Origin of the sequence: Qipengyuania sp. (assembly GCF_965277845.1) — a bacterium.
Taxonomy (GTDB): domain Bacteria; phylum Pseudomonadota; class Alphaproteobacteria; order Sphingomonadales; family Sphingomonadaceae; genus Qipengyuania.
Genome location: NZ_OZ255844.1, coordinates 3048107 through 3074327, shown reverse-complemented (window position 1 = coordinate 3074327; position 26221 = coordinate 3048107). Strand labels below are relative to the sequence as shown.

The following is a 26221-nucleotide window of genomic DNA, read 5'->3' as shown; positions in this document are numbered from 1 at the left end:
CGTGCCTCCCGCCATACAGCCTCGCCCGCCGGCATGCGAGCGCGCATCGCGGCGCTGCTCAGCCCCCATCGGGACCGTTCCGCAGCCAGGCGAGCGCACCCGGCGCCATTCCCTTGAACTTGGGCCAGCCCTCCGGCGCATCTGCCAGCGGCGCGCAGGCGAGCGCGGTGCCTTCGGGCAATTGCCGCTTGATCCGGTGGTAGAGCTTCGAGCGCGTCAGCCCCGAGCGCACCAGCCACAACCCGTCGGCCAGCGGATGCGCATCTCCATGCAGGTCGAGCGGCCCTTCCGGCGCAGCGGCCGGATCGTGCCACAGCAGGTAGAGCGCCGGCGTGGCGGCGGCGTCGTCGGCGTCGGTGTCGTCGTGGGGCGGGTCGGTCTCGGCGGATGGCAAGCGCGTGTCTCCTTGCCCGGTCCAGCGCATGGGCGCCGCGCCGGTTCCACGGGGCGTTGCGGTCAGAAGGGCGGGTCCTCCTCCATCTCGGCGAGGATTTCGCGCGCGCGTTCCATCGCGGGACCGGCCCAGTCGGGCAGCTCGGGACAGCCGTCGGGCCCGCTCGCATCCCACGCATCCTCGATGGGGCCGGCATCCGCGCCCGCCGCCTGCCGCTGACGCCAGAGCCGGCGGCGCCGGAACACCTGCAGCGCCATCGCGCGCGAGGTCACCTCCGCGCTCATCCGCCGCCGGATTTCGGCGATTTCGGCGCGCGCCTGCCCGGCCAGCTCGTCATAGGCGGGATGCCCTGGCCCCAGCTCCTGCGCCTGCGAGCCATAGCGCGCGGGCAGGCGGTGCGCGAGGAGGAAGCGCAGCAGCGCATTGTCGGGCTTGTCCCAATGGCCGAGGATTTCGCCGCCCGAGACGATCGGCGTGCGCGTGCCCAGCATGGCGCGCTCCATCGCGATATCCTCCAGCCGCGCCGCCCCGCGCGCGAGCGCCGCGTCCCAGGCCTCGGCAAACCCCTCCGCCCCGCGCCGCGCACGCAGCTTGTAAAGCGCCTCGAGGCTCTTCCCGATCCGCCTGGCGGCGACCTTGACGATGCCGGTCGCGGCAAGCGTGGCGACAAAGCGCCGCTGCAGGTCGGGCGTGATCGAATTGCGGCGCGGCGCCTTGTGGAGGAAGGGTTCGAAGGCGAGGAGGGGGTCGTCGGCATCGGGTTCGTCGGCGACGTAGGCGACCGCGGAGGTGGCCTGCCGGGCGATCTTGCGGGTGGGTTTGCTCATCTCTCACCAGTCATTGCGAGGAGCCGCAGGCGACGCGGCAATCCATCTTCTGGCCTCTCAACAAGGGGAAACGCCGGGAGATGGATTGCTTCGCTACGCTCGCAATGACGAGTAGGAAAATGGTTTCTGGCTGGCGAAATCACAGAGCCCAAGCCGAAGTTTAGCGAAGCAAAACCGGCGATTCCTGGACGACGGCGACCTCTCGTCGCGGCCTATGTGGTTCGTCCAGCGTACTAGGGACAGCAGGAAAATGCAGAAAGCTGGCGGACCCTGAATGTCTGGTGGGACGCGCAAAGCGTGGACCGAATTTTCTGTAAGATTGGCGCCGGCAATTCCGGAGGCTAATAGCAAGCGATCGTATTCAAACGAGTGATCAACATGAAGTTCGATATTCTTGGACGTATTCGCAATATGGGTCTGCCCGATGGGAAGACAGCAATTCTCTATTCGATCTATGAGGCGGTAAGCAATTCGCTGCATTCGATTGAGGATCGCTTTGGCGAAGATAAGATGTCCGACAAAGGCTGGATATACATTGAAATTGACACGGCTGAGGATGGCGACGTCGAAAAGATTGCGGTCACTGACAATGGAATTGGGTTCAACGAGGAGAACCTAGACTCGTTCGAAACTAGCGATAGTCGCCATAAGTACCAGCGTGGTGGAAAGGGTGTTGGTCGCTTCGTCTGGATAAAGACGTTTGACCGCATCGGCGTGTCGAGTGTCACTAAGAATGGGAATCGGAAAGAGAGAGTAACTTTTCGATTTATGCCAGAGAAAAACAATTCGATAGCGTATAAGAGGGTGAGGCCTGCGAAAGGGGAAGATTACGAGACCACGATCGAACTGTCAAAACTCAAGACTGAACAAAAGGGTCAGATCAGAATTGACTCTTACCTCAAAGATTTGGCGTTACATTTCTTTCCTCATTATATAAGTGGTAGACTTCCTGAAATTACAATCTGCCATAATGGCGATGAGGAGTCTCTTTTCGATTTCATTGACGAACGAGCCGATGAAGTAACTTCTAAGACTGTTACCATCGAAATAAATGGGAGGTCAGAGGTCTTCCATTTCGATCATCTGTACGTCGATTCTACCATGCCGCCGAAATTGAAGAATGCGTATCTTCTAACGGCTCACGGTCGGCTCGTCGGTGATCCTATATCTATAGCCAAAAAATTTGACCTTACGAATCTTGATAACGGAAAGGCCTATACGCTCGTTGTGTCTGGAGATTATTTAGACCAACGGGTTGATCAAGAACGGCTTGCATTTAAAATGCCGTCCGAAGCGCGAAAGTTGCTCGAAAAAGCAATTATGAAAGCTTCAAGCGAATTTCTTGCTGATCATCTTGTGGCGGTTCGTGGAAAGCAGCGTTCCGTTGTCGAGAAAGTGCTATTTGAGCATCCGCAACTGGCTAGTCAAATCGCGGATATCGACGAGTATGTCGAAAGTCTCTCGCCGGACATGGATGACGAGAAGATAGCTCAGAATTTGTTCGTCTTACTATTTCGCGATGAGCAGGATATCTTGGACGAGTTGTCGGAGCTTCGCGATCTTGAGTCGCTTGAAGGAGAGGCAAAATCGCGAGCCGAAGAAATCTTGGCCGAAGCCGAAAATCAAGAAAAACACCGATTGGCGGAGCTGGTCGTTAAGCGTCATCAGGTTCTGGAGATTGCGAACCTCCTTATCAAGTTCAAGGACGGAGAAGAGGGCGTCTATGAGAAAGAGGAAGCGATCCACGATCTGATTCTTCCGATGCGCGAAATGTTTCGATCAGGCGAGACATCAAATCACAATCTTTGGATACTGGATGACGCGTACGCACAGCACCAGTTCTTTGCCTCAGACAAGCCCATCAACTCGTTTGTTCGAGAAAAGGGAAGCGGCAAAGAGCCTGATGCTATATTTTTCAATCCGTTAGGATTCCGTCGTGAAGGTTCGAACGAACCGGTGGCACTTGTTGAATTTAAACGGCCGGGGGACGCGCAGCCGTCATCCGACCCCGTTGATCAGGTTCTCGGCTACATTGAAAAGCTAAGGGAGCATCGCGTAACCGGCTTCGATGGGGAGCCGATAACCGATGTTGACAAGGACACTCGCTTCGAATGCGTAATCGTCTGCGAACTTACGAAACAAGCTCGAAAGAAACTAGAGCGATCGTTAGCGCAAAACCCTACGCCAGATGGTGAAGGCTATTATGGTTGGTCGAGAGAGCACAAGGCTACTATTCGCGTCATATCGTTCAAGAAGATGCTTCGCGATGCAGAGCTCAGGAATCGGGCATTTTTTGACCGGTTGAAGCTGGGTAGTCCATCGGCCAAAGCAAAAGCGCGGCTCGCTCGGCGCATTTCGGAGAAGGAGAAGATCAAGATAGAGTGATCTCTCCTCTCCCTTGACCCCGCACCCCCATCCCACTATGTGCGCGGCCATCCGGTGTTGGACCCGCCTCGCGTGATTCCCCATCGGCCAGATAGAGCTGAACATTGCCGGTCATGTCCCGGGGGCCTGTCGCAGATGCGACGAGGCTCTTTTCTATTGCAGCGGAGGTCACTCCGTTCGGGGCAGCCGTCAAAGTAACCCGGTGGCCGTGTGGGCCGGTGGGTGGAGTGTTTCAGGCTCGCCGAAGGACGAGCCCCAACGCAGGCTGGGGTCTCCTGCCGCAAGCTCCACGAGAGTGGAGGGAGGTCCCAGCCTACGCTGGGAACCTGACGCGGCAAGGCGAACCCGATCACATCACCGATCAACCCATTAGTCGTCACCTTCATACGGTGAAGAGAAAGAACTCATATGCCGACGATCAACCAGCTGGTCCGCAAGGGCCGCGTTCCGCAGAAGGCCAAGAGCAAGGTCCCTGCGATGGAACAGAACCCGCAGAAGCGCGGTGTCTGCACCCGCGTCTACACGACGACCCCGAAGAAGCCGAACTCGGCTCTGCGTAAAGTTGCCAAGGTCCGCCTGACCAACCAGCGCGAAGTCATCTCCTACATCCCGGGCGAAGGCCACAACCTGCAGGAACACAGCGTCGTGCTGATCCGCGGCGGCCGTGTGCGCGACCTTCCCGGCGTGCGCTACCACGTCCTGCGCGGCGTGCTCGACACGCAGGGTGTCAAGGACCGCAAGCAGAGCCGCTCGAAGTACGGCGCCAAGCGGCCCAAATAAGGGGTTTTTGTTGGGTGCGCTGACGACATCCGTCGTCAGCTACGGCACCGGCCCGCTCCCCCACCCGGCCACCCATGGCATTATCCCGTTGGGGTAGCCGGGTGGGGAAGCGGACCGGCACCGAAGCCCAAGAGTTCTAACGCGGGGCCAGGCCTCTCCCCCACCCGGACACCATGCGAAGGTAGTCTCTGGGTGGCCGGGTGGGGGAGAGGGCTGGAGCCGCAGGGCGCTCACGGAGGTGAGCGACCACTCCGAAGGAGTTAACGAAAATGTCACGTCGTCGTCGTCCCGAGAAGCGGGAAATCCTGCCTGATCCCAAGTTCGGTGATCAGGTCCTGTCGAAGTTCATGAACAACCTCATGCTCGACGGTAAGAAGGCCGTTGCCGAGAAGATCGTCTATGGCGCTCTCGACACGGTCGAAGCCAAGGCCAAGGCCAATCCGGTGGAGGTGTTCCACGCCGCGCTGGACAACATCAAGCCGCAGGTCGAAGTGCGCAGCCGCCGTGTCGGCGGTGCAACCTACCAGGTGCCGGTCGAGGTGCGCCCCGAGCGTGCCCAGGCGCTGGCCATCCGCTGGCTGATCTCGGCCGCGCGCGGTCGCCCCGAAACGACCATGTCGGCGCGCCTCTCGGGCGAGCTGATGGATGCGTCGAACAACCGCGGCAATGCGGTCAAGAAGCGCGAAGACACGCACCGCATGGCGGACGCGAACCGCGCCTTCTCGCACTACCGCTGGTAAGGCCTGCCTCGGCGATCGTTTCCGCCTCATCGCGGAACGGTCGCCGGGCGGTCACATTAATGACCCATGGGGCGGCGAAATCGTCACCCCGAACCCACGAGGAATTCAACATGGCCCGCGATTATCCGCTGGAGCGGTACCGCAACATCGGCATCATGGCTCACATCGATGCCGGCAAGACCACCACGACCGAGCGTATCCTCTACTACACCGGCAAGTCCTACAAGATCGGCGAAGTCCACGACGGCGCCGCGACGATGGACTGGATGGAGCAGGAGCAGGAGCGCGGCATCACCATCACGTCGGCGGCGACCACGACCTTCTGGTCGGCCGAGGACGGTGAAGGTCCCAAGCACCGCATCAACATCATCGACACCCCCGGCCACGTCGACTTCACCATCGAAGTCGAACGCAGCCTGCGCGTCCTCGACGGCGCGGTCGCGGTGTTCGACGGCGTTGCCGGGGTGGAGCCCCAGTCCGAAACCGTATGGCGCCAGGCCGACAAATACGGTGTCCCCAGGATGTGCTTCATTAATAAATTGGACCGCACCGGCGCCGACTTCTACTACTGCGTCCAGTCGATCATCGACCGCCTCGGAGCGACCCCGCTGGTGCTCTATCTCCCGATCGGTGCCGAAAGCGACCTGCAGGGCGTTGTCGACCTCGTCAACAACCGCGCGATCGTGTGGGAGAACGACGGCCTGGGCGCGACGTTCAACTACGTCGACATTCCAGCCGACCTCACCGACAAGGCTGCCGAATACCGCGAGAAGCTGATCGAGACCGCCGTCGAGCAGGACGACGATGTCATGGAAGCCTATCTCGAAGGGGAAGAGCCCGATGCGGCGACGCTCAAGCGTCTCATCCGCAAGGGCACCATGGAACGCGCCTTCGTGCCCGTGCTGTGCGGTTCGGCGTTCAAGAACAAGGGCGTCCAGCCCCTGCTCGACGCCGTTGTCGACTACATGCCGTCGCCGCTCGACGTTCCGGCGATCAAGGGCGTGCTGCCCGACAGCGACGAAGAACAGACCCGTCCGTCTTCCGACGACGAGCCCTTCGCCGCGCTGGCCTTCAAGATCATGAACGACCCGTTCGTCGGCTCGCTCACCTTCACCCGCATCTATTCGGGCAAGCTGTCCAAGGGTTCGGTCCTGAACTCGGTGAAGGACAAGAAGGAAAAGATCGGCCGCATGCTGCTGATGCACTCGAACAACCGCGAGGACATCGATGAAGCATTCGCCGGCGACATCGTCGCGATCGCGGGCCTCAAGGAGACCACGACCGGCGACACGCTGTGCGATCCTTCGAAGCCGATCATCCTGGAGCGCATGGAATTCCCCGAGCCGGTCATCGAGCTGTCGGTCGAACCGAAGACCAAGGCCGACCAGGAAAAGATGGGCGTCGCGCTCAATCGCCTGGCTGCCGAGGACCCCAGCTTCCGCGTCAGCACCGACCACGAATCGGGCCAGACGATCATCAAGGGGATGGGCGAGCTTCACCTCGACATCCTGGTCGATCGCATGAAGCGCGAGTTCAAGGTCGAAGCCAATGTCGGCGCGCCGCAGGTTGCCTATCGCGAATACCTCGGCAAGCCGGTCGACGTCGACTACACCCACAAGAAGCAGTCGGGTGGTTCGGGTCAGTTCGGCCGCGTCAAGGTCAAGGTCACCCCGGGTGAGCGCGGCCAGGGCTTCGTCTTCGAAGACGAGATCAAGGGCGGCAACATTCCGAAGGAATACATCCCGGCGATCGAAAAGGGCTTCCGCGAGCAGGCCGAAAGCGGCCATCTCGTCGGCTTCCCGATCATCGACTTCACCGTCAACCTGTACGACGGTGCATACCACGACGTCGACTCGAGCGCGATCGCGTTCGAAATCGCCGGTCGCGGTGCAATGCGCGAAGTCGCAGACCGTGCGGGCATCAAGCTGCTCGAGCCGATCATGAAGGTCGAAGTCGTCACGCCCGAGGATTACCTCGGCGACGTCATCGGCGATCTCAACTCGCGTCGTGGCCAGATCCAGGGCACCGACAGCCGTGGCAACGCCCAGGCGGTCGACGCCTTCGTGCCGCTGGCGAACATGTTCGGTTACGTGAACGAGCTGCGCTCCTTCACCCAGGGCCGTGCTCAGTACTCGATGCAGTTCAGCCACTATGACGAAGTGCCGGCCAACGTCGCGCAGGAAGTCAAGGAGAAGCTTGCGTAAGCCAGCTTTGAGGTCTAGGGGCGGCGCCTGATTCCGCGGGCGCCGTTTCCTCCCCCGCAGAAATCCCAAATTTTAAGACAGAGGTTATTGGAAAAATGGCGAAGGAAAAGTTCGAGCGCACTAAGCCGCACGTCAACGTCGGCACCATCGGTCACGTCGACCACGGCAAGACCACGCTGACCGCGGCGATCACCAAGGTTCTCGGTTCGGCCGTCGACTTTGCAAACATCGACAAGGCTCCCGAAGAGCGCGAGCGCGGCATCACCATCTCGACCGCACACGTCGAGTACGAAACCGACAACCGCCACTATGCGCACGTCGACTGCCCGGGTCACGCCGACTACGTGAAGAACATGATCACCGGTGCCGCCCAGATGGACGGCGCGATCCTGGTCGTGAACGCAGCCGACGGCCCGATGCCGCAGACCCGCGAGCACATCCTGCTTTCGCGTCAGGTCGGCGTTCCGGCGCTGGTCGTCTACATGAACAAGGTCGACCAGGTCGACGACGAGGAAATCCTCGAACTCGTCGAACTGGAAGTCCGTGAACTCCTCAGCGAGTACGGCTTCGACGGCGACAACATTCCGATCGTCAAGGGTTCGGCTCTGGCCGCTCTCGAAGGCCGCGATCCGGAAATCGGCGAAAACTCCATCAAGGAACTGATGGAAGCCGTCGACACCACCATCCCGCAGCCCGATCGTCCGGTCGATCAGGACTTCCTGATGCCGATCGAAGACGTGTTCTCGATCTCGGGCCGCGGCACGGTTGTCACCGGCCGTGTCGAAACCGGCGTCGTGAACGTTGGCGACGAAGTCGAAATCGTCGGCATCAAGGACACTACCAAGACGACCGTGACCGGCGTCGAAATGTTCCGCAAGCTGCTCGATCGCGGTGAAGCCGGCGACAACATCGGTGCCCTGATCCGTGGCGTCGGCCGTGACGAAGTCGAGCGTGGCCAGGTTCTGGCGAAGCCGGGTTCGGTTACGCCGCACACCGAGTTCAGCGCCGAAGTCTACGTCCTGTCGAAGGACGAAGGCGGCCGTCACACGCCGTTCTTCGCGAACTACCGTCCGCAGTTCTACTTCCGCACCACCGACGTGACCGGCGAAGTGATCCTTCCCGAAGGCACCGAAATGGTGATGCCGGGCGACAACGTGACGATCAACGTCAAGCTGATCGCTCCGATCGCCATGGACGAAGGTCTGCGCTTCGCAATCCGCGAAGGCGGCCGCACCGTCGGCTCGGGCGTCGTTGCGAAGATCACCAAGTAATCTTCGCGCGCAAGCGCACTCAAATCGTGGGCCCGCTCCTCTTTCGCAGAGGGGCGGGCCTTCGCCTTTTAGTGAAGGCGTGCAAGCTGCGCTAATGCACGGTTTGTCGCGTCCGGTTCCGTCTCGCAAATTCGGGCGGAATTGAGGGGTTGCCAGATACGCGTCTCACCCGTATATGCGCGCCCACAGACGGGGATTCGTCCTCGGCACACAGTTTCAGTAGGGCCGCCCACTGACGGGAAACCGCAACGTGGGGCCGGCCTTTGTTTTTTGAGGGGTGGAAACGCTCCTTTGGCTCTTTCGCATCGGTGTAGGTAATGGAAGCTCAGAATATCCGCATTCGCCTCAAGGCGTTCGACCATCGCGTTCTCGACCAGGCAACTGGCGAAATCGCAGACACCGCGCGTCGTACGGGTGCTCTTATTCGTGGCCCCATTCCCATGCCGACGCGTATCGAGAAGTTCACCGTGAACCGCGGCCCGCACATCGACAAGAAGTCGCGCGAGCAGTTCGAGGTGCGCACCTACAAGCGGTTGCTCGACATCGTGCAGCCCAACGCCCAGACCGTCGACGCGCTGATGAAGCTCGACCTCGCCGCGGGCGTGAACGTAGAGATCAAGCTCGCTTGATCCGATTCCCCGCGAAGGCGGGGGTCTCAGTCCGCCTGGTAGGACTCTAAACGACCGGGGAGTTCAGAGGTCGCGCCCAGCGGCCTGAGGTTTCTGCCTCCGCAGGAACTCTCGAAGACAAAAGGGATACCGCCGGATCTGATCCGGGCCTGCGTCCCCCGTCTCGCTACCAAGGCATTCTTGCCGCGGTGGCACTCAGCCCGGACGGGGCGACGCATCACAAAACGGGCTGGCAAGCACCTCGGATGGGCCGGGGTGCCTCTGTTTAGGAGTTTTACGATGCGCACTGGCGTTATCGCAAAGAAAGTCGGGATGACCCGCCTCTTCCAGGAGGACGGTCGGCACGTGCCGGTCACCGTTCTCGCGCTGGAAAACTGCCAGGTCACCGCTCACCGCACCGAAGATCGCGATGGTTACTTCGCGGTCCAGGTCGGCTCGGGCGAAGCCAAGCAGAAGAACGTGAACAAGCCGCAGCGCGAAGCTTTCGCCAAGGCCGAAGTTCCGCTGAAGATGAAGGTCGCCGAATTCCGCGTCGACACCGAAGAAGCGCTTCTTCCGGTCGGTGCCCGCATTTCGGCAGAGCACTTCATTGCCGGCCAGAAGGTCGACATCACCGGTCACACCCAGGGTAAGGGCTTTGCCGGCGCCATGAAGCGTTGGGGCTTCGGCGGTCTGCGCGCCACCCACGGTGTCTCGCTCTCGCACCGCTCGCATGGTTCGACGGGTAACCGTCAGGATCCGGGCCGCGTGTTCAAGGGCAAGAAGATGGCCGGTCACATGGGTGATCGCCAGCGTACGCAGCAGAACCTCGAAATCGTGCGCACCGACGCCGATCGCGGCCTGCTCTTCGTCAAGGGTTCGGTCCCGGGTTCGAAGAATGGCTGGCTGCTGGTCAAGGACGCGGTCAAGATCGATCACGGCGAGCTGCCGTTTCCCGGCGTGATGCGTCGCAACGAAGACCAGTTCAAGACCGAAGAGGCCGATGCCGGCCTGGTCGAGAGCGCTGCCGAGCACGAAGTCGGCACGGAGATTTCCGCCGAACAGCAGGAAAAGCTGCTGAAGGAACAGGAAGCCGGTGCCGAAAGCGAAACCACCACCGATACGCCCGCAGCCGACACCGGCTCGGACGAGAACAAGGAGGGCTGATCCGTGAAGGTGAAGGTCCAGAAAATCGACGGCAAGGCGTCGGGCGACATCGAACTGAACGATGACGTGTTCGGTGTCGAGCCGCGTGCCGATATCCTGCATCGCGTTGTCACCTGGCAACTCGAGAACCGCCGCGGCACCGCCCGCCCGACGCGCGAGCGTTCGGACGTTGCCCGCACCGGCAAGAAGTGGGGTCGCCAGAAGGGCGGCGGCACGGCTCGCCACGGCGACCGCGGCGCCCCGATCTTCATCGGCGGCGGCAAGGCCCACGGTGCGCGCAAGCGTGACTTCGAGCAGTCGCTGAACAAGAAGGTTCGCGCGCTCGGTCTCAAGATGGCCCTGTCGAGCAAGGCGAAGGACGGCCTCGTCGTCGTCGACAGCCTCGAGCTCAAGGACGCCAAGACCAAGGCTCTCAAGGGTCACTTCGACAAGGCCGGCTGGAACGGCAAGGTCCTCGTGATCGACGGCGAAAGCGTCAACGACGGTTTCAGCAAGGCTGCCCGCAACCTGCCCGGCGTCAACGTGCTGCCGGCCATGGGCGCCAACGTCTACGACATCCTGAAGCACGACACGCTGGTCCTCACCAAGGACGCGGTCGAAAAGCTGGAGGCCCGGTTCAATGGCTAAGAAGCAGGAAGTGGAAGCGCGTCACTACGACGTCGTGCTCGCACCGCATATCACCGAGAAGGCTACGCTGGCGTCGGAAAACAACGCCGTTGTCTTCAAGGTCGCCAACGATGCCACCAAGCCGCAGATCAAGGAAGCGGTCGAGGCGATCTTCGGCGTGAGTGTGACGGGCGTGAACACCATCAACGTGAAGGGCAAGACCAAGCGCTGGAAGGGTAAGCCCTACAAGCGCAACGACCTCAAGAAGGCCGTGGTCACCCTGAAGGACGGCGACTCGATCGACGTCACCAGCGGTATCTGAGGGCAGATAAGAAATGGCACTCAAGAACTACAAACCAACGAGCCCGGGCCGTCGCGGCCTGATCCTCGTCGACAAGTCGGGCCTGTACAAGGGCAAGCCGGTCAAGTCGCTCGTCGAAGGCAAGCGCAAGACCGGTGGCCGCAACAACAAGGGCCACGTCACGTCGCGCGGCATGGCCGGCGGCCACAAGCAGAAGTACCGCTATGTCGACTTCAAGCGTCGCAAGTGGGACGTCGAAGGCACCGTCGAGCGGATCGAATACGATCCCAACCGCACCGCGTTCATCGCGCTGGTGAAGTATGACGACGGCGAGTTGGCCTACATCCTCGCTCCGCAGCGTCTGGCTGTCGGCGACAAGGTCATCGCTGCCGAGAAGGCCGACACCAAGCCGGGCAACGCCATGCTGCTCGGCCAGATGCCGGTCGGTACGATCTGCCACAATGTGGAAATGAAGCCGGGCAAGGGCGGCCAGATCGCCCGCGCCGCAGGCTCTTACGTCCAGCTGGTCGGTCGCGATCGCGGCATGGTCATCGTCAGGCTCAATTCAGGTGAGCAGCGCTATCTGCGCGCCGACTGCATGGGCACCGTCGGTGCCGTGTCGAACCCGGACAACCAGAACCAGAACCTGGGCAAGGCCGGTCGTCGTCGCTGGATGGGCATCAAGCCGCTGACCCGCGGTGTCGCCAAGAACCCGGTCGACCACCCGCACGGCGGTGGTGAAGGCCGCACGAGCGGTGGCCGTCATCCGGTCACTCCGTGGGGCAAGCCGACCAAGGGCGCCCGCACCCGCAAGAACAAGCAGACGGACAAGATGATCATCCGTTCGCGCCACGCGAAGAAGAAGAGGTAATCCGACATGGCTCGTTCCGTCTGGAAAGGTCCGTTCGTCGAGCTCAGCCTTCTGAAGAAGGCCGAGACCGCCCAGGACGCCGGTGGCACCAAGCCGATCAAGACCTGGTCGCGCCGTTCCACCATCCTGCCGCAGTTCGTTGGTCTGACGTTCAACGTCTACAACGGTCACAAGTTCATCCCGGTCTCCGTTTCGGAAGAGATGGTCGGCCACAAGCTCGGTGAATTTGCGCCCACGCGCACCTTCCCGGGCCATGCTGCCGACAAGAAGGGTAAGCGCTGATGAGCAAGCAGAAAGCACCCCGTCGCGTAGCCGACAACGAGGCGCTCGCCGTCGGAACCACGATCCGTGGTTCGGCGCAGAAGCTCAACCTCGTTGCCGAACTGATCCGCGGCAAGAAGGCCGAAGAGGCGCTCAACATCCTCGCTTTCTCGAAGAAGGCGATGGCGAAGGACGCCACCAAGGTTCTCGCATCGGCGATCGCCAATGCGGAAAACAACCACAACCTCGATGTCGACGCGCTGGTCGTTGCCGAGGCTTCGGTTGGCAAGTCGATTACCATGAAGCGTTTCCACACCCGTGGTCGCGGCAAGTCGACGCGCATCCTGAAGCCGTTCAGCCGCCTTCGTATCGTCGTCCGCGAGCAGGAAGAGGCGTAAGATGGGCCAGAAGAGCAATCCGATCGGTCTGCGCCTGCAGATCAACCGTACCTGGGACAGCCGCTGGTACGCCGAAGGGCGTGACTATGCCAAGCTCCTCAGCGAAGATATCGAAATCCGCAAGCACATCGTCGAGAGCCTGCCGCAGGCAGCCATCTCGAAGGTCGTGATCGAGCGTCCGGCCAAGCTGTGCCGCATCTCGATCTATGCGGCTCGCCCCGGTGTCATCATCGGCAAGAAGGGCGCGGACATCGAGAAGCTGCGAACCAAACTGGCGAAGATGACCGAAAGCGAAGTGAAGCTGAACATCGTCGAAATCCGCAAGCCGGAAATCGACGCGAAGCTCGTCGCCCAGGGCATCGCCGATCAGCTGATCCGCCGCGTCGCTTTCCGCCGCGCCATGAAGCGCGCCGTGCAGTCGGCCCTTCGTCTCGGCGCGGAAGGCATCAAGATCGTCTGCGGCGGCCGTCTCGGCGGCGCGGAAATCGCGCGTGTGGAATGGTATCGCGAAGGCCGTGTGCCGCTTCACACCCTGCGCGCCAACGTCGACTATGCGGAAGCCGAAGCGCTGACCGCCTACGGGATCATCGGCATCAAGTGCTGGATCTTCAAGGGCGAGATCATGGCGCATGACCCGACCGCGCAGGATCGCCTCATGATGGAAGCCCAGACCTCGGGCGTCCGTCCGGCGCGCTGATTGCAGGATTAGGAAAGAACCATGCTGCAACCGAAGAAAACCAAGTACCGCAAGGCCTTCAAGGGCAAGATCAAGGGCGACGCCAAAGGCGGCACGACCTTGAACTTCGGCTCCTACGGCCTGAAGGCGCTCGAGCCCGAGCGGATCACCGCTCGCCAGATCGAAGCGGCTCGCCGTGCGATCACCCGTCACATCAAGCGTCAGGGTCGTCTGTGGATCCGCGTGTTCCCCGATGTGCCGGTGTCGAAGAAGCCTGCCGAAGTCCGTCAGGGTAAGGGCAAGGGTTCGGTCGAATATTGGGCTGCTCGCGTGAAGCCGGGCCGCATCCTGTTCGAACTCGACGGCGTCGCCGGCCCGCTGGCTGCCGAAGCATTCGAACGTGCAGCGATGAAGCTGCCGATCAAGACCAAGGTCGTTGCCCGCCTGGGCGACACCGCCCACCTGGGAGGCGAATGATGGCCAAGACCGAAGACCTGCGCCAGAAGTCGGACGACCAGCTGGCCGAAGAACTGACCACGCTGAAGCGCGAGCAGTTCAACCTGCGCTTCCAGTCGGCGACGAACCAGCTCGAGGCGCCGGCCCGCATCCGCGAAGTCCGCCGCACGATCGCCAAGATCAAGACGCTGCAGAACGAGCGTTCGCGCTCGGCCGAAGCGAAGGCTTAAGGAGTAGACCATGCCCAAGCGTATCCTGATCGGGACCGTCACCTCCGACAAGACCGACAAGACCGTGACCGTGCTCGTCGAGCGTAAGGTGAAGCATCCCCTCTACGGGAAGATCATCCGTCGTTCGAAGAAGTACCATGCCCATGACGAGAAGAACGAGTTCACCCTCGGCGACGTCGTGCGCATCGAAGAAACCAAGCCGATCTCCAAGACCAAGACCTGGCAGGTGATCGATCGCGTTACCGCTGGCGGCACGCAGGCTGTCGAGGCTGACCTCGAAGTCGAAGCCGCAGGTAACTGAAGCTAGTTTGACGTAGGAACTGCCGGGCAAACGTCCCGGCAAGCCATTGAGAAGGAACCGGATCGATGATCCAGATGCAATCCAATCTCGACGTCGCGGACAACAGCGGCGCGAAGCGCGTCCAGTGCATCAAGGTACTGGGCGGCTCGAAGCGCCGGACTGCCTCCGTGGGCGACGTGATCGTGGTTTCCGTCAAGGAAGCCCAGCCGCGCACCAAGGTGAAGAAGGGCGATGTCCATCGCGCCGTCATCGTGCGCACGAAAAAGGACGTCCGCCGCCCCGATGGCAGCGTGATCCGCTTCGACAGCAATGCCGCGGTGCTCGTGAACAAGAGCGAAGAGCCGATCGGCACCCGTATCTTCGGACCCGTCGTGCGCGAACTGCGCGGCCGCGGCTTCATGAAGATCATCTCGCTTGCTCCGGAGGTGCTGTAATGGCCGCCGCTAAGATCAAGAAGGGTGACAGCGTCGTCGTCCTGTCCGGCAAGGACAAGGGCAAGACCGGTACTGTCGCGAAGGTCATGCCGAAGGATGGCAAGATCGTCGTCGAAGGCGTGAACGTCGCCGCCCGTCACCGCAAGCCGACCCAGCAGAACCCGCAGGGTGGCATCGACCGCTTCGAAGCGCCGATGGCCATCAGCAAGGTTGCGCTGGCAGATCCGAAGGATGGCAAGCCCACCCGCGTCCGTTTCGAAGAAAAGGACGGCAAGAAGGTGCGCGTTGCCGTGAAATCCGGGGAGACCATCGATGGCTGATTATACGCCCCGCATGAAGCAGCGCTATGACGACCAGATCGTCAAGGCGATGACCGAGAAGTTCGGATACAAGAACCGTCTCGAAGTCCCGAAGCTGGAAAAGATCACGCTCAACATGGGCGTCGGCGAAGCCAGCCAGGACAAGAAGAAGGTCCAGACGGCCGCCGAGGAAATGGCGCTGATCGCCGGCCAGAAGCCGGTCATCACCAAGGCCAAGAAGTCGATCGCGCAGTTCAAGCTGCGCGAAGGCATGCCGATCGGCTGCAAGGTCACCCTGCGCCGCGACCGCATGTACGAGTTCATGGATCGCCTGGTGACCGTGGCCATGCCGCGCATCCGCGACTTCCGTGGCCTCAACCCGAAGTCGTTCGACGGCCGTGGCAACTACGCCATGGGCCTGAAGGAACAGATCATCTTTCCCGAGATCAGCTACGATCAGATCGACAAGGTCCGGGGGATGGACATCATCGTAACCACGACGGCGAAGACCGACGAAGAGGCGCGCGAACTGCTCCGCCTGTTCGGCTTCCCGTTCCCGGCCGAAGCGTCGGAAGAGAAGGAGGCGGCGTGAGCCGCTAGAAGAGGAACTTAAGTCCAATGGCGAAACTGAGTTCGATCAACAAGAACGAGCGTCGCAAGAAGCTCGTCAAGCAGTATGCGGACAAGTACGCGAAGCTGAAGGCTATCGCGAACGATGAAAGCCTCGACGAGAGCGAGCGTCTTATCGCGCGCCTCAAGATGGCGGAACTGCCGCGCAATGCGAACCCGACCCGGGTGCGCAACCGCTGCTCCACCACCGGCCGCCCGCGCGGCTATTACCGCAAGTTCGGCCTCAACCGCATCGAACTGCGCGACCTCGGCAACAAGGGCCTGATCCCGGGCCTGACCAAGTCGAGCTGGTGAGGTAAAGACAGATGGCTATGACCGATCCCCTGGGTGATATGCTCACCCGCATCCGCAACGGCCAGCGCGCGAAGAAGGACAGCGTCCTTTCGCCCGCCAGCAAGCTGCGTGCGAACGTCCTCGAAGTGCTCCAGCGCGAAGGCTACATCCGTGGCTACAGCGAAGACGCTTCGGCCAAGCACGCACAGCTGCGGATCGAACTGAAGTATTTCGAGGGCGAACCTGCGATCAAGCACGTTGCCCGCGTCTCCAAGCCTGGCCGCCGCGTCTATTCGGGTTCGAAGGAACTCCCGGTTGTGCGCAACGGCCTGGGCATCACCATCGTCTCGACGCCCAAGGGCGTGCTTTCGGACAACGAAGCGCGCACCGAGAACGTCGGCGGCGAAGTGCTGGCGGAGGTGTTCTGATGAGCCGCATCGGCAAGAAGCCGGTGGCGATCCCTAGCGGCGTCACCGCCAATATCGATAATGGCACGCTCAGCGTGAAAGGGCCCAAGGGCACCCTCACCATGGGCCTGTCGGACCTGATCGAATACAAGCTCGAAGACGGCGAGATTTCGGTCAAGCCGGCCAACGACACACGCGCTGCCCGCAACCACTGGGGCATGCAGCGCACCATGGTGTCGAATCTGGTCGAAGGCGTGACCGAAGGCTTCACCAAGGTCCTCGAGATCAGCGGTGTCGGTTACCGTGCGCAGGCGCAGGGTAAGAAGCTCAAGCTTCAGCTCGGCTATTCGCACGACGTCGACCTGGACGTGCCGGAAGGCATCGAAGTGAAGACGCCCGATCAGACCACCGTCGAGATCAGCGGTATCGATAAGCAGGCCGTGGGCCAGTTCGCGGCGAACGTCCGCAAGTGGCGTAAGCCCGAGCCCTACAAGGGCAAGGGCATCAAATACCGCGGCGAATATGTCTTCCGCAAGGAAGGGAAGAAGAAGTAAGATGGCAAAGCTCTCTCTCTTTGAACGTCGCCGTCGCCGCGTCCGCACCGCGCTTCGCAACGTGTCGGGTGGCAAGCCCCGCCTGTCGGTGCACCGCACCGGCAAGCACATCTACGCGCAGATCATCGACGATGCTGCCGGCAAGACCGTTGCCGCCGCCTCGACGCTGGGCGCGAAGGGCTCGGGCGCCAATGTCGATGCCGCCAAGAAGGTCGGCAGCGATATCGCCGCTGCTGCCAAGAAGGCCGGCGTGACCACCGTCGTGTTCGATCGCGGCGGCTTCCTATTCCATGGCCGCGTCAAGGCGCTGGCCGACGCCGCTCGCGAAGGCGGGCTGGAGTTCTGATGATGGCTGACGACAAGAAAACCGAAAACACCGAAGCGGAAACCAAGGTCGAGGAGACCAAGGTTGAAGCGACCGAGGCGAAGGCCGAGACCGAAGCAGCCGTGACCAAGGAAGAGCCGGCAGTAGCCGATACTCCCTCGGAAGCCGCCGCCAACCAGAGCCCTGCTCAGGGTGCCGAAGGGCAGCCGCAGCAGCGCGAAGGTCGTGGCCGCGGTGGCCGCGGTGGCAACGATCGCGGACGCGGTCGTGGCGGCCGCGACAACCGTCGCGGCAACCGCCGCGAGGAAGAGGACGACGGCATCATCGAGAAGCTCGTCCACATCAACCGCGTCAGCAAGACGGTGAAGGGCGGTAAGCGCTTCGGTTTCGCTGCACTCGTGGTTGTCGGTGACGGCCAGGGCCGTGTCGGCTTCGGCAAGGGCAAGGCCCGCGAAGTTCCCGAGGCGATCAGCAAGGCGACCGCCGCTGCGCGCAAGAAGATGATCCGCGTCGCGCTGAAGGAGGGCCGTACCCTCCATCACGACGGCAAGGGCCACTTCGGTGCCGGCAAGGTCACCGTCCGCACCGCGCCTGCGGGTACCGGTATCATCGCCGGTGGTCCGATGCGTGCCGTGTTCGAGAGCCTCGGCGTCGCCGACGTGGTGACCAAGTCGGTCGGCACCTCGAACCCCTACAACATGATCCGCGCCACTTTCGACGCGCTGCAGGACCAGACTTCGCCGAAGTCGGTTGCCCAGCGTCGCGGCAAGAAGGTCGCCGACCTGCTCGGCCGTGGTGGCGCTTCGGAGGCCGAGGCTGAAGCCGACGCCGCCGCTATCGCGGAGTAAGATCGATGGCCAAAGCGAAAACCATCAAGATCAAGCAGATCGGTTCGCCGATCCGTCGCCCGGAAAGCCAGAAAAAGATCCTGGTCGGCCTGGGCCTCGACAAGATGCACAAGGTCGTCGAACGTCAGGACACCCCCGAGGTGCGCGGCGCGATCGCCAAGATCCCGCATCTGGTAGCGGTGGTCGACTGAACGTAACCGCGGCGAGGGGGTTTGCCCCTCGCCATTCCCGCCTCGGTGGGGATCCGGCCTGCGATGCGCGTTGCAGGCCCGGGCACAGCAAACCGGTTCCCCGCCTGGGCGGGGACGAACTATAGCGAGTGCAGAATAATGAAACTGAATGACATCCGCGACAACTCGGGCGCACGCAAGAACCGCATCCGTGTCGGCCGTGGCATCGGCTCGGGCAAGGGCAAGACCGGCGGCCGTGGCCAGAAGGGCCAGAAGAGCCGTTCGGGCGTGGCCATCAAGGGCTTCGAAGGCGGCCAGATGCCGCTCCACATGCGTCTGCCGAAGCGTGGCTTCAACAATCCCTTCGGCAAGGACTACGCCGAAGTGAACATCGGCATGGTCCAGAAGTTCATCGACGCCAAGAAGCTCGACGGCAAGAAGGTCGTCGACCACGAAGCGCTGCAGGCCGCCGGCCTCGCGCGTGGTGGCAAGGACGGCGTCCGCCTCCTCGGCAAGGGCGAGCTCAAGGCCAAGGTCAGCTTCAAGGTCGCCGGCGCTTCGAAGGGCGCCATCAAGGCGGTCGAAAAGGCTGGCGGCAAGGTCGAAGTGATCGCGCCGAAGCAGGCTGAAAAGGCTGACGCCGAATAATCGGCGGGAAATTCGGGGAGCGGGGTTCGACATTCCGCTCCCCGCTTCCTATCTAGCCTTCCTGTGCCGGGAGGGACCGGCGCCAATTCAGGATTGAACAGATTCCCATGGCATCACGCGCCGACAATATCGCGAGCAATATGAGCCTCGCAAACTTCTCCAAGGCCACCGAGCTGAAGAACCGTATCTGGTTCACCATCGGGGCCCTGATCGTCTTCCGCTTCCTCAGCTTCGTTCCGCTCCCGGGTGTGAATCCGCTGATCCTGAGCGACCTCTACGATCAGACGCGGGGCGGCATCCTCGACCTGTTCAACACATTTTCGGGCGGCAGCCTTGAGCGCATGAGCCTCATCGCGCTCGGCGTCATGCCTTACATCACCGCCTCGATCGTCGTGCAGCTGGCCGCAGCCCTGCATCCGACGCTGGCCGCGCTCAAGAAAGAGGGCTCTGCCGGGCGGCAGAAGCTCAACCAGTACACCCGCTACGGCACCGTGTTCCTCTGCGCGATCCAGGGCTGGTTCCTGGCCTCGGGCCTGGAAAGTTTCGGGGCGCAGAGCGGCATGCAGGCCGTGGTCGATCCGGGCGTCATGTTCCGCGTGGGCGCGGTCATCAGTCTCGTCGGTGGCACCATGTTCCTGCTGTGGCTGGGCGAGCAGATCACCAGCCGCGGTATCGGCAACGGCGTTTCGCTGATCATTATGGCGGGCATCGTGGCGCAGTTTCCGACCTTCGTCTCGAACCTCGGTTCGGGCTATTCGGAAGGCTCGATCGCTACCGGCATCATCGTCGGCCTGATTGCAATGGTCGTGATCCTGATCCTCGTCATCTGCTTCATGGAGCGTGCGCAGCGCCGTCTGCTGATCCAGTATCCCAAGCGCGCGACCCAGAAGGGCATGATGCAGGCCGACCGCTCGCACCTTCCGCTGAAGCTGAATACCGCCGGCGTCATCCCGCCGATTTTCGCCAGCTCGCTGCTGCTGTTGCCGCTCACGATAACCCAGTTCGCCGGCAATACGGTCGACACCGATACTGCCGCGGGCGGGGCTCTGCAGACGACGCTGCAATATCTCCAGCACGGCCAGCCCCTCTACATGACGCTGTACGGTCTTGGCATCATCTTCTTCTGTTTCTTCTACACCGCGATCGTCTTCAATCCGGAAGAGACCGCCGAGAACCTGAAGAAGAACGGCGGCTTCATTCCCGGCATCCGTCCGGGCAAGCGGACCGAGGAATATCTCGACTACGTGCTGACCCGCATTACCGTGATCGGAGCGATCTATCTCACGGTGGTCTGCGTGCTGCCCGAATATATGATCGCGCAGACGGGCGTTCCGCTGTTCCTTGGTGGGACCAGCCTGCTCATCGTCGTCAACGTGACGGTCGATACGATAAGCCAGGTCCAGTCGCATTTGCTGGCGCACCAATATGGCGATCTCATCAAAAAGGCGAAGTTGAAGGGCCGCCTGCGATAAGGCACAGCAGGCGCGAAGGGGACTTTACGCAATGGACATCATCCTCCTGGGCCCTCCGGGCGCTGGCAAGGGAACGCAGGCACAGCGACTGGTCGAGCATCACGGGATGCGCCAGCTTTCGACCGGCGACATGCTGCGCGAAACGCGCAAGGCCGATACCGAATTGGGCCGCAAGGTGGCGGACATCATGGATACCGGCGGGCTGGTGTCCGACGAGATCGTCTCGGCCATGATCGATGCGAAGCTGGCCGACATGGGCCCCGAAATCGGTGCGATCTTCGACGGGTATCCGCGAACCGCGGCGCAGGCCGACCAGCTGGACGAGATCCTCGCCAAGCACGGTCGTAAGCTCGACCACGTGATCGAGCTCGAGGTGAACGAGGATGCTCTGGTCGAGCGTATCACCGGCCGCTTTACTTGCGCGAATTGCGGCGCTGGCTATCACGATGTCTTCAATCAGCCGGCAAAACCGGGCGTGTGCGACAAGTGTGGCTCGACCGAATTCAAGCGCCGCCCCGACGACAATGAGGAAACCGTGCGCAAGCGGATGCAGGAATATCGCGGCAAGACCGCGCCGATCCTGCCGGGTTACGAAGCACGCGGTATCGTGACGCGGATCGACGGCATGGGCTCGATCGATGAAGTGACGCATGCGATCGACGCGATCCTTTCGCGCTGACGCCGCAGGTGCTTTCAAAGCTTCCTGACTTCGCTTAGGGCTTCTCCCCAATCAGGGAGAGAGGTCTTATGCGTCCAGTAGCCACCGTCCTAGCAGCCGCTGCCGCGCTCGGAGCGGCTCCGCTTTCGGCCAAGGTCGCCGAGACGAGCGAGACCGGTTTCGTCACACAGGACATGGCCGAAGTGGCGGCGAGTCCGTTGGACACATGGCTCGCGCTGACCCGCCCGGGCACATGGTGGAACGACGCGCACACCTGGTCGGGCGATGCCGACAATATGACGCTGACCCCGCAGGCCGGCGGATGCTTCTGTGAGCGCGTGCCCGGAGAAGATCGAGCGGACGGTTTCTCGCTCGACGGCAGCGTGCAGCACATGAGTGTCGTGCAGGCCTATCCGCTCAGAAACCTGCGTATGCGCGGGGGGCTCGGCCCGTTGCAGGGCGAACCGGCCACGGGCGTGCTGACGATCACGCTCGAGGAAATCGAGGGCGGCACGCGGATCCGCTGGGAATATGTCGTGGGCGGCCACATGCGTTACGAGATCGATACGATTTCGAAAGCCGTCGATGGCGTGATGAGCCAACAGCTTGCCGGACTGCGCGATCAACTCGGTGCGCTGGAAAGTGCCGATGCGCCGCAGGAGGACGCGGATAATGTCCCGGACGAGGAACCGAGCATCGAGGCGCAGATTGATGCCATGCAGGACACCGAATAGGACAAGCTGAGAAGCACCCGGTTCGCGGGTGCCGCGGTCGCCTGGATCAATCGCCCGATCGGGCAGCAGGGGAGGTGCACCATGGCATCCGTCTATGACAGGCACGTGGATCTTTCGACCTTCATAGAGGGTGTGAAGAAGCGCAATCCGGGACAGCACGAGTTCGTCCAGGCGGTCCAGGAGGTGGCGCAGGACGTCTTCGAATTCATCGAGGACAAGGAGGAATATCACGAGGCGCAGATCCTGCGCCGGATCGCCGAACCCGACCGCGTGGTCAGCTTTCGTGTCTGCTGGGAGGACGACAATCACTGCATCCGCGTCCAGCGCGGGTGGCGGGTGCAGAACAACAATGCGATCGGGCCCTATAAGGGCGGCATTCGCTTCCACCCCACCGTCAACGAAAGCGTGCTCAAGTTCCTCGCTTTCGAGCAGACATTCAAGAACTCGCTCACCGGCCTGCCGATGGGCGGCGGCAAGGGCGGGGCGAACTTCAATCCCAAGGGCAAGAGCGACAGCGAGGTCATGCGCTTCTGCCAGAGCTTCATGACCGAACTGCAGCGCCATATCGGCCCCGATACCGACGTTCCGGCGGGCGACATCGGCGTCGGCAGCCGCGAGATCGGCTATATGTTCGGCCAGTACAAGCGGATCACCAACCGCTGGGAAGGCGTGCTGACCGGCAAGGGCACCGAATATGGCGGCTCGAAGATGCGGCCCGAGGCGACCGGCTACGGCGCGGTCTATTTCCTCCAGAATATGCTCAAGCATGCGGGCCAGGACGTCGAAGGCAGGACTGCGGTCATTTCGGGTTCCGGAAACGTCGCAACGCATGCCGCGGAAAAGCTCGTCAGCCTGGGCGGCAAGGTCGTCACCCTGTCGGACAGCGACGGTTTCATCCACGATCCCGACGGGATCGACCAGGAGAAGATCGACTGGGTCAAGCGGCTCAAGAACGAGCGACGCGGCCGGATCAGCGAATATGCCGATCACTTCACCAATGCCACGTTTCACGAGGGCAAGCGTCCATGGAATGTCGACTGCGATCTGGCGCTGCCCTGCGCGACGCAGAACGAACTCAACGAAGACGAAGCGAAGGCGCTGGTCGACAATGGCTGCATCGCCGTGTCCGAGGGGGCCAACATGCCGACCACGCTCGATGGTGTGAAGGTCTTCCACGATGCCAAGATCATGTACGGTCCGGGTAAGGCGGCCAATGCCGGCGGGGTGGCGGTTTCGGGCCTCGAGATGAGCCAGAATGCCGAGCGCATCAGCTGGAACCACGATCGGCTCGGCGAGATGCTCACCGAGTTGATGGAGGGTATCCACGGAAAATGCGTCGAATATGGCGAGAACGGCGACTACGTCGACTATGTCCGCGGGGCCAATATCGCGGGGTTCAAGAAGGTCGCGGACGCCATGCTTGCCTTCGGCGTGATGTAAGGGTTTTGACCTGGCCGCTCGCAAGGGCTAGAAGGGTTGCATCTTCCGGCGGGCCGCCCATATCGGTGGCCTCGCGCTTTTGCGTGCGCTGGACGGTTGACGCGGCAGGCGAATCCTCCTAAGCGCGCGGTTCATTCGACATTGCGGTGAGTCCGGCAGGCGGCAGCCAATTGTGCGCCATCCGGGCTTTTTGCGTTAGGCAAGCCGCCGGAACCATCGAATGAATGGAGCGATGAGATAGGGAAACCGGACACACCGGCCCCTGTGGAGCATGGAGAAGTAAGTGGCTCGTATTGCCGGGGTCAATATCCCCACCAACAAGCGCGTTATCATCGCGCTCACCTACATTCACGGAATCGGCCGCACCAAGGCCGTCGAAATCGCCGACAAGCTCGGCATCGATCACGCGCGCCGCGTGCAGGACCTGTCCGACGAGGAAGTCCTGCGTATCCGCGAAACGATCGATGCGGATTTCACCGTGGAAGGCGACCTTCGTCGCGAAACCGCGATGAACATCAAGCGGCTCATGGACCTCAAGTCCTATCGCGGCCTGCGTCACCGTGCCGGCCTGCCCGTTCGCGGCCAGCGCACTCACACCAACGCCCGCACCCGCAAGGGCAAGGCCAAGCCGATCGCCGGCAAGAAGAAGTAAGCTTCGGCTCGTCCGTCAGCTTTTCCCTTCTTGATAGACTGTAAGGAAGACACACCATGGCACGCGAACCCGGCCGCGTAAGGCGCCGCGACAAAAAGAACATTTCGAGCGGCGTTGCGCACATCAACGCCAGCTTCAACAACACGATGATCACCATCACCGACGCGCAGGGCAATGCGATCAGCTGGTCCAGCGCCGGCATGATGGGCTTCAAGGGCAGCCGCAAGTCGACTCCCTATGCCGCCCAGGTCGCCGCCGACGATGCAGGCCGCAAGGCAGCAGAGCACGGCGTGCGCACTCTCGAAGTCGAAGTGAAGGGCCCGGGTTCGGGCCGTGAAAGCGCGCTGCGCGGTCTCGCCGCAGTCGGTTTCACGATCACCTCGATCCGCGATGTGACGCCGATCCCGCACAACGGTGTCCGTCCGTCCAAGCGTCGTCGCGTCTGATCCGTACCTGCCTGGCGGCTTGGCTTGCTGAGCCGCCGACACCCTTTCACGGACCGGACGCTCCCATAAAGAGCGCCGGTCCCGCCCGCATCCGAACCAGGGGATTTTCATGTCCGTCAACATCAAGAACTGGCAGGAACTCAAGAAACCCAATGTCCTTGATATCAAGGAAACCGGCGACAAGGCCCGCAAGGCGACCTTCGTGGCCGAACCGCTCGAGCGTGGCTTCGGCCTGACGCTCGGCAATGCGCTGCGCCGCGTGCTCCTGAGCTCGCTTCAGGGTGCCGCGATCACCTCGATCAAGATCGAGAACGTCCTCCACGAATTCAGCAGCCTCGCCGGCGTGCGCGAAGACGTGACCGACATCGTCCTCAACGTGAAGCAGATCGCGCTGAAAATGGAAGGCGAAGGCATGAAGCGCCTGCAGCTTTCCGCAACCGGTCCGGGCGAAGTCAAGGCCGGCGACATCGCCGTTTCGGGCGACATCGAGATCATGAACAAGGATCTCGTGATCTGCCACCTCGATGAAGGCGCCACGCTCAACATGGAGCTGACCGCCGATACCGGTAAGGGCTATCGCCCGGCCGTCATGAACCGTCCGGCCGATGCGCCGATCGGCCTCATCCCGGTCGACAGCCTGTATTCGCCGGTCCGCCAGGTGAGCTACAAGGTCGAGAACGCCCGCGTCGGCCAGGAACTGGACTACGACAAGCTCTCGCTGACCGTCGAAACCGACGGCACCGTCACTCCGGAAGACGCCGTGGCCTATGCCGCGCGCATCCTCCAGGACCAGCTGACGCTGTTCGTCCACTTCGAAGACGGTATCCCGCAGCCGACCTCGGCCATGATCGGCCAGGCCGCGGAGCCGCAGGAAAGCGACACCAACCAGCTCAACCGTTACCTGCTCAAGAAGGTCGACGAGCTGGAACTGTCGGTCCGCTCGGCGAACTGCCTCAAGAACGACAACATCATCTATATCGGCGACCTGGTCCAAAAGACCGAGGCCGAGATGCTCCGCACGCCGAACTTCGGCCGCAAGTCGTTGAACGAAATCAAGGAAGTGCTCTCGTCGATGGGTCTGCGCCTCGGCATGGACATTCCCGGCTGGCCGCCGGAAAACATCGAGGAAATGGCCAAGAAGCTCGAACAGGAGCTGCTGGGCTAAGACGATCGGTGAGCCCCGGCGAAGGCTGGGGCCTCCTTCCACCGGCGTATTGCCGATGGAGGTCCCAGCCTGCGCTGGGACGCAAGAATGGGCGAAGGTGACGGCCAAAACGGTCACCGGCTACGGGCTACCTAGAACGGGCCCCTATCGAACGAAGGACAAGATACGATGCGTCACAAGATTTCCGGCCGTAAGCTTCAGCGCAAGACCGGCCACCGCAATGCGATGTTCCGCAACATGGCTGCCGCGCTGATCAAGCACGAGCAGATCATGACCACGCTGCCCAAGGCGAAGGAAATGCGGCCCTACATCGAGAAGCTGATCACGCTGGCAAAGCGTGGCGGTCTTTCGAACCGTCGCCTCGCCATGAGCCGCCTGCAGGACGAAACCCAGCTCAAGAAGCTGTTCGACGTCCTCGCCGAGCGTTACGCTGATCGTGAAGGCGGCTACACCCGCGTGATCAAGGCCGGCTACCGCGGCAGCGACGCCGCCCAGATGGCCGTCATCGAACTCGTCGACCGTGACGAAGACGCCAAGGGCCAGGATTCGGGCCCCGTCATGAACGACGAGGACATGGAAGACGCGTAAGC

36 protein-coding genes are annotated in these 26221 nt (G+C 62.0%); 34 read left to right on the top strand and 2 right to left on the bottom strand.

All coding sequences use genetic code 11. The features are described 5' to 3' along the window. Positions 1-58: 58 nt before the first annotated feature. A complete protein-coding gene (locus ACQY4G_RS15050; RefSeq protein ID WP_421992053.1) occupies positions 59-394 on the bottom strand; it encodes a hypothetical protein in 336 nt (111 codons plus the stop codon). A 62-nt stretch (positions 395-456) separates the two neighbouring features. Continuing rightward, positions 457-1221 carry a hypothetical protein gene (locus tag ACQY4G_RS15045; RefSeq protein WP_421992051.1) on the bottom strand — a complete coding sequence of 255 codons (765 nt, stop codon included), beginning with the start codon at positions 1219-1221 and terminating at the stop codon, positions 457-459. Positions 1222-1599: 378 nt separating this feature from the next. Here ACQY4G_RS15045 and ACQY4G_RS15040 point away from each other — a divergent pair, with 378 nt between their 5' ends. The 34 genes from ACQY4G_RS15040 (at position 1600) to rplQ (ending at position 26219) form a co-directional block, all read left to right on the top strand. After that, a complete protein-coding gene (locus ACQY4G_RS15040) occupies positions 1600-3606 on the top strand; it encodes an ATP-binding protein (RefSeq protein WP_421992049.1) in 2007 nt (668 codons plus the stop codon). A gap of 408 nt (positions 3607-4014) precedes the next feature. After that, positions 4015-4386: a 30S ribosomal protein S12 gene (gene rpsL, locus ACQY4G_RS15035; protein WP_006831873.1), complete on the top strand. Its 372-nt coding sequence runs from the start codon at positions 4015-4017 to the stop codon at positions 4384-4386. Between the two features lie 269 nt (positions 4387-4655). Continuing rightward, on the top strand, positions 4656-5126 hold the full coding sequence (gene rpsG, locus ACQY4G_RS15030; RefSeq protein WP_067690140.1) for a 30S ribosomal protein S7: 471 nt from the start codon (positions 4656-4658) through the stop codon (positions 5124-5126). A gap of 110 nt (positions 5127-5236) precedes the next feature. Further along, complete coding sequence (fusA, locus tag ACQY4G_RS15025; protein ID WP_067690138.1) at positions 5237-7330, top strand: elongation factor G; 2094 nt, start codon at positions 5237-5239, stop codon at positions 7328-7330. Positions 7331-7425: 95 nt separating this feature from the next. Continuing rightward, positions 7426-8601 (top strand): elongation factor Tu, encoded by a 1176-nt coding sequence (gene tuf / locus ACQY4G_RS15020; protein WP_067690137.1) that lies wholly within the window; start codon positions 7426-7428, stop codon positions 8599-8601. A 317-nt stretch (positions 8602-8918) separates the two neighbouring features. Beyond that, positions 8919-9230, top strand: coding sequence for a 30S ribosomal protein S10 (rpsJ, locus tag ACQY4G_RS15015; RefSeq protein ID WP_006831877.1), 312 nt, complete (start codon positions 8919-8921; stop codon positions 9228-9230). A 279-nt stretch (positions 9231-9509) separates the two neighbouring features. Further along, positions 9510-10376, top strand: coding sequence for a 50S ribosomal protein L3 (rplC, locus tag ACQY4G_RS15010; RefSeq protein WP_067690135.1), 867 nt, complete (start codon positions 9510-9512; stop codon positions 10374-10376). A 3-nt stretch (positions 10377-10379) separates the two neighbouring features. Then, entirely contained in the window at positions 10380-11003 is a 624-nt protein-coding gene (rplD, locus tag ACQY4G_RS15005; RefSeq protein ID WP_291172776.1) for a 50S ribosomal protein L4, read from the top strand. Next, on the top strand, positions 10996-11304 hold the full coding sequence (locus ACQY4G_RS15000; protein WP_067690130.1) for a 50S ribosomal protein L23: 309 nt from the start codon (positions 10996-10998) through the stop codon (positions 11302-11304). Before rplD ends, ACQY4G_RS15000 begins: the two co-directional genes overlap by 8 nt. A 13-nt stretch (positions 11305-11317) precedes the next feature. Then, complete coding sequence (gene rplB, locus ACQY4G_RS14995) at positions 11318-12154, top strand: 50S ribosomal protein L2 (RefSeq protein ID WP_067690127.1); 837 nt, start codon at positions 11318-11320, stop codon at positions 12152-12154. A gap of 6 nt (positions 12155-12160) precedes the next feature. Then, the gene (rpsS, locus tag ACQY4G_RS14990) at positions 12161-12436 is read left to right on the top strand and encodes a 30S ribosomal protein S19 (RefSeq protein WP_067690124.1); all 276 of its coding nucleotides are present in this window, start codon (positions 12161-12163) and stop codon (positions 12434-12436) included. Continuing rightward, positions 12436-12813 (top strand): 50S ribosomal protein L22, encoded by a 378-nt coding sequence (rplV, locus tag ACQY4G_RS14985; RefSeq protein WP_067690121.1) that lies wholly within the window; start codon positions 12436-12438, stop codon positions 12811-12813. The genes rpsS and rplV overlap by 1 nt, the downstream gene beginning before the upstream one ends. A 1-nt stretch (position 12814) precedes the next feature. Continuing rightward, complete coding sequence (gene rpsC / locus ACQY4G_RS14980) at positions 12815-13510, top strand: 30S ribosomal protein S3 (protein WP_291172768.1); 696 nt, start codon at positions 12815-12817, stop codon at positions 13508-13510. A 21-nt stretch (positions 13511-13531) separates the two neighbouring features. Further along, positions 13532-13966, top strand: coding sequence for a 50S ribosomal protein L16 (gene rplP / locus ACQY4G_RS14975; protein WP_067690115.1), 435 nt, complete (start codon positions 13532-13534; stop codon positions 13964-13966). Next, positions 13966-14175, top strand: a complete 210-nt coding sequence (gene rpmC / locus ACQY4G_RS14970; protein ID WP_067690436.1) for a 50S ribosomal protein L29 — start codon at positions 13966-13968, stop codon at positions 14173-14175. Before rplP ends, rpmC begins: the two co-directional genes overlap by 1 nt. Before the next feature lie 10 nt (positions 14176-14185). Then, positions 14186-14476 (top strand): 30S ribosomal protein S17, encoded by a 291-nt coding sequence (rpsQ, locus tag ACQY4G_RS14965; protein WP_067690112.1) that lies wholly within the window; start codon positions 14186-14188, stop codon positions 14474-14476. Positions 14477-14541: 65 nt separating this feature from the next. Next, entirely contained in the window at positions 14542-14910 is a 369-nt protein-coding gene (rplN, locus tag ACQY4G_RS14960; RefSeq protein ID WP_067464754.1) for a 50S ribosomal protein L14, read from the top strand. Next, complete coding sequence (gene rplX / locus ACQY4G_RS14955) at positions 14910-15230, top strand: 50S ribosomal protein L24 (protein ID WP_067690109.1); 321 nt, start codon at positions 14910-14912, stop codon at positions 15228-15230. The genes rplN and rplX overlap by 1 nt, the downstream gene beginning before the upstream one ends. Further along, complete coding sequence (gene rplE, locus ACQY4G_RS14950; RefSeq protein ID WP_291172757.1) at positions 15223-15801, top strand: 50S ribosomal protein L5; 579 nt, start codon at positions 15223-15225, stop codon at positions 15799-15801. The genes rplX and rplE overlap by 8 nt, the downstream gene beginning before the upstream one ends. 26 nt (positions 15802-15827) lie before the next feature. Further along, entirely contained in the window at positions 15828-16133 is a 306-nt protein-coding gene (gene rpsN, locus ACQY4G_RS14945; RefSeq protein WP_067690105.1) for a 30S ribosomal protein S14, read from the top strand. A gap of 11 nt (positions 16134-16144) precedes the next feature. After that, a complete protein-coding gene (rpsH, locus tag ACQY4G_RS14940) occupies positions 16145-16540 on the top strand; it encodes a 30S ribosomal protein S8 (RefSeq protein ID WP_067690104.1) in 396 nt (131 codons plus the stop codon). Continuing rightward, entirely contained in the window at positions 16540-17073 is a 534-nt protein-coding gene (gene rplF / locus ACQY4G_RS14935) for a 50S ribosomal protein L6 (protein ID WP_291172750.1), read from the top strand. The genes rpsH and rplF overlap by 1 nt, the downstream gene beginning before the upstream one ends. 1 nt (position 17074) lies before the next feature. Further along, positions 17075-17419, top strand: coding sequence for a 50S ribosomal protein L18 (gene rplR, locus ACQY4G_RS14930; protein ID WP_067690102.1), 345 nt, complete (start codon positions 17075-17077; stop codon positions 17417-17419). Next, complete coding sequence (rpsE, locus tag ACQY4G_RS14925; RefSeq protein WP_234002309.1) at positions 17419-18246, top strand: 30S ribosomal protein S5; 828 nt, start codon at positions 17419-17421, stop codon at positions 18244-18246. The genes rplR and rpsE overlap by 1 nt, the downstream gene beginning before the upstream one ends. Positions 18247-18251: 5 nt before the next feature. Continuing rightward, entirely contained in the window at positions 18252-18437 is a 186-nt protein-coding gene (rpmD, locus tag ACQY4G_RS14920) for a 50S ribosomal protein L30 (RefSeq protein ID WP_067690099.1), read from the top strand. 138 nt (positions 18438-18575) lie between these two features. Continuing rightward, entirely contained in the window at positions 18576-19064 is a 489-nt protein-coding gene (gene rplO / locus ACQY4G_RS14915) for a 50S ribosomal protein L15 (RefSeq protein ID WP_421992047.1), read from the top strand. A gap of 107 nt (positions 19065-19171) precedes the next feature. Beyond that, a complete protein-coding gene (gene secY, locus ACQY4G_RS14910) occupies positions 19172-20536 on the top strand; it encodes a preprotein translocase subunit SecY (RefSeq protein WP_067690096.1) in 1365 nt (454 codons plus the stop codon). 31 nt (positions 20537-20567) lie between these two features. After that, positions 20568-21215 (top strand): adenylate kinase, encoded by a 648-nt coding sequence (locus tag ACQY4G_RS14905; RefSeq protein WP_291172732.1) that lies wholly within the window; start codon positions 20568-20570, stop codon positions 21213-21215. Positions 21216-21283: 68 nt separating this feature from the next. After that, positions 21284-21928, top strand: a complete 645-nt coding sequence (locus ACQY4G_RS14900; protein WP_421992045.1) for an SRPBCC family protein — start codon at positions 21284-21286, stop codon at positions 21926-21928. Positions 21929-22009: 81 nt separating this feature from the next. Beyond that, positions 22010-23368, top strand: coding sequence for an NADP-specific glutamate dehydrogenase (gene gdhA / locus ACQY4G_RS14895; RefSeq protein WP_421992043.1), 1359 nt, complete (start codon positions 22010-22012; stop codon positions 23366-23368). A 283-nt stretch (positions 23369-23651) separates the two neighbouring features. Beyond that, positions 23652-24020: a 30S ribosomal protein S13 gene (gene rpsM, locus ACQY4G_RS14890; RefSeq protein WP_067464710.1), complete on the top strand. Its 369-nt coding sequence runs from the start codon at positions 23652-23654 to the stop codon at positions 24018-24020. 56 nt (positions 24021-24076) lie between these two features. Further along, positions 24077-24466, top strand: coding sequence for a 30S ribosomal protein S11 (gene rpsK, locus ACQY4G_RS14885; protein WP_006831904.1), 390 nt, complete (start codon positions 24077-24079; stop codon positions 24464-24466). A 109-nt stretch (positions 24467-24575) separates the two neighbouring features. Then, positions 24576-25631, top strand: a complete 1056-nt coding sequence (locus ACQY4G_RS14880; RefSeq protein ID WP_421992041.1) for a DNA-directed RNA polymerase subunit alpha — start codon at positions 24576-24578, stop codon at positions 25629-25631. A gap of 168 nt (positions 25632-25799) precedes the next feature. Then, positions 25800-26219 (top strand): 50S ribosomal protein L17, encoded by a 420-nt coding sequence (rplQ, locus tag ACQY4G_RS14875; RefSeq protein WP_291176031.1) that lies wholly within the window; start codon positions 25800-25802, stop codon positions 26217-26219. The last annotated feature ends 2 nt before the right edge of the window (positions 26220-26221 follow it).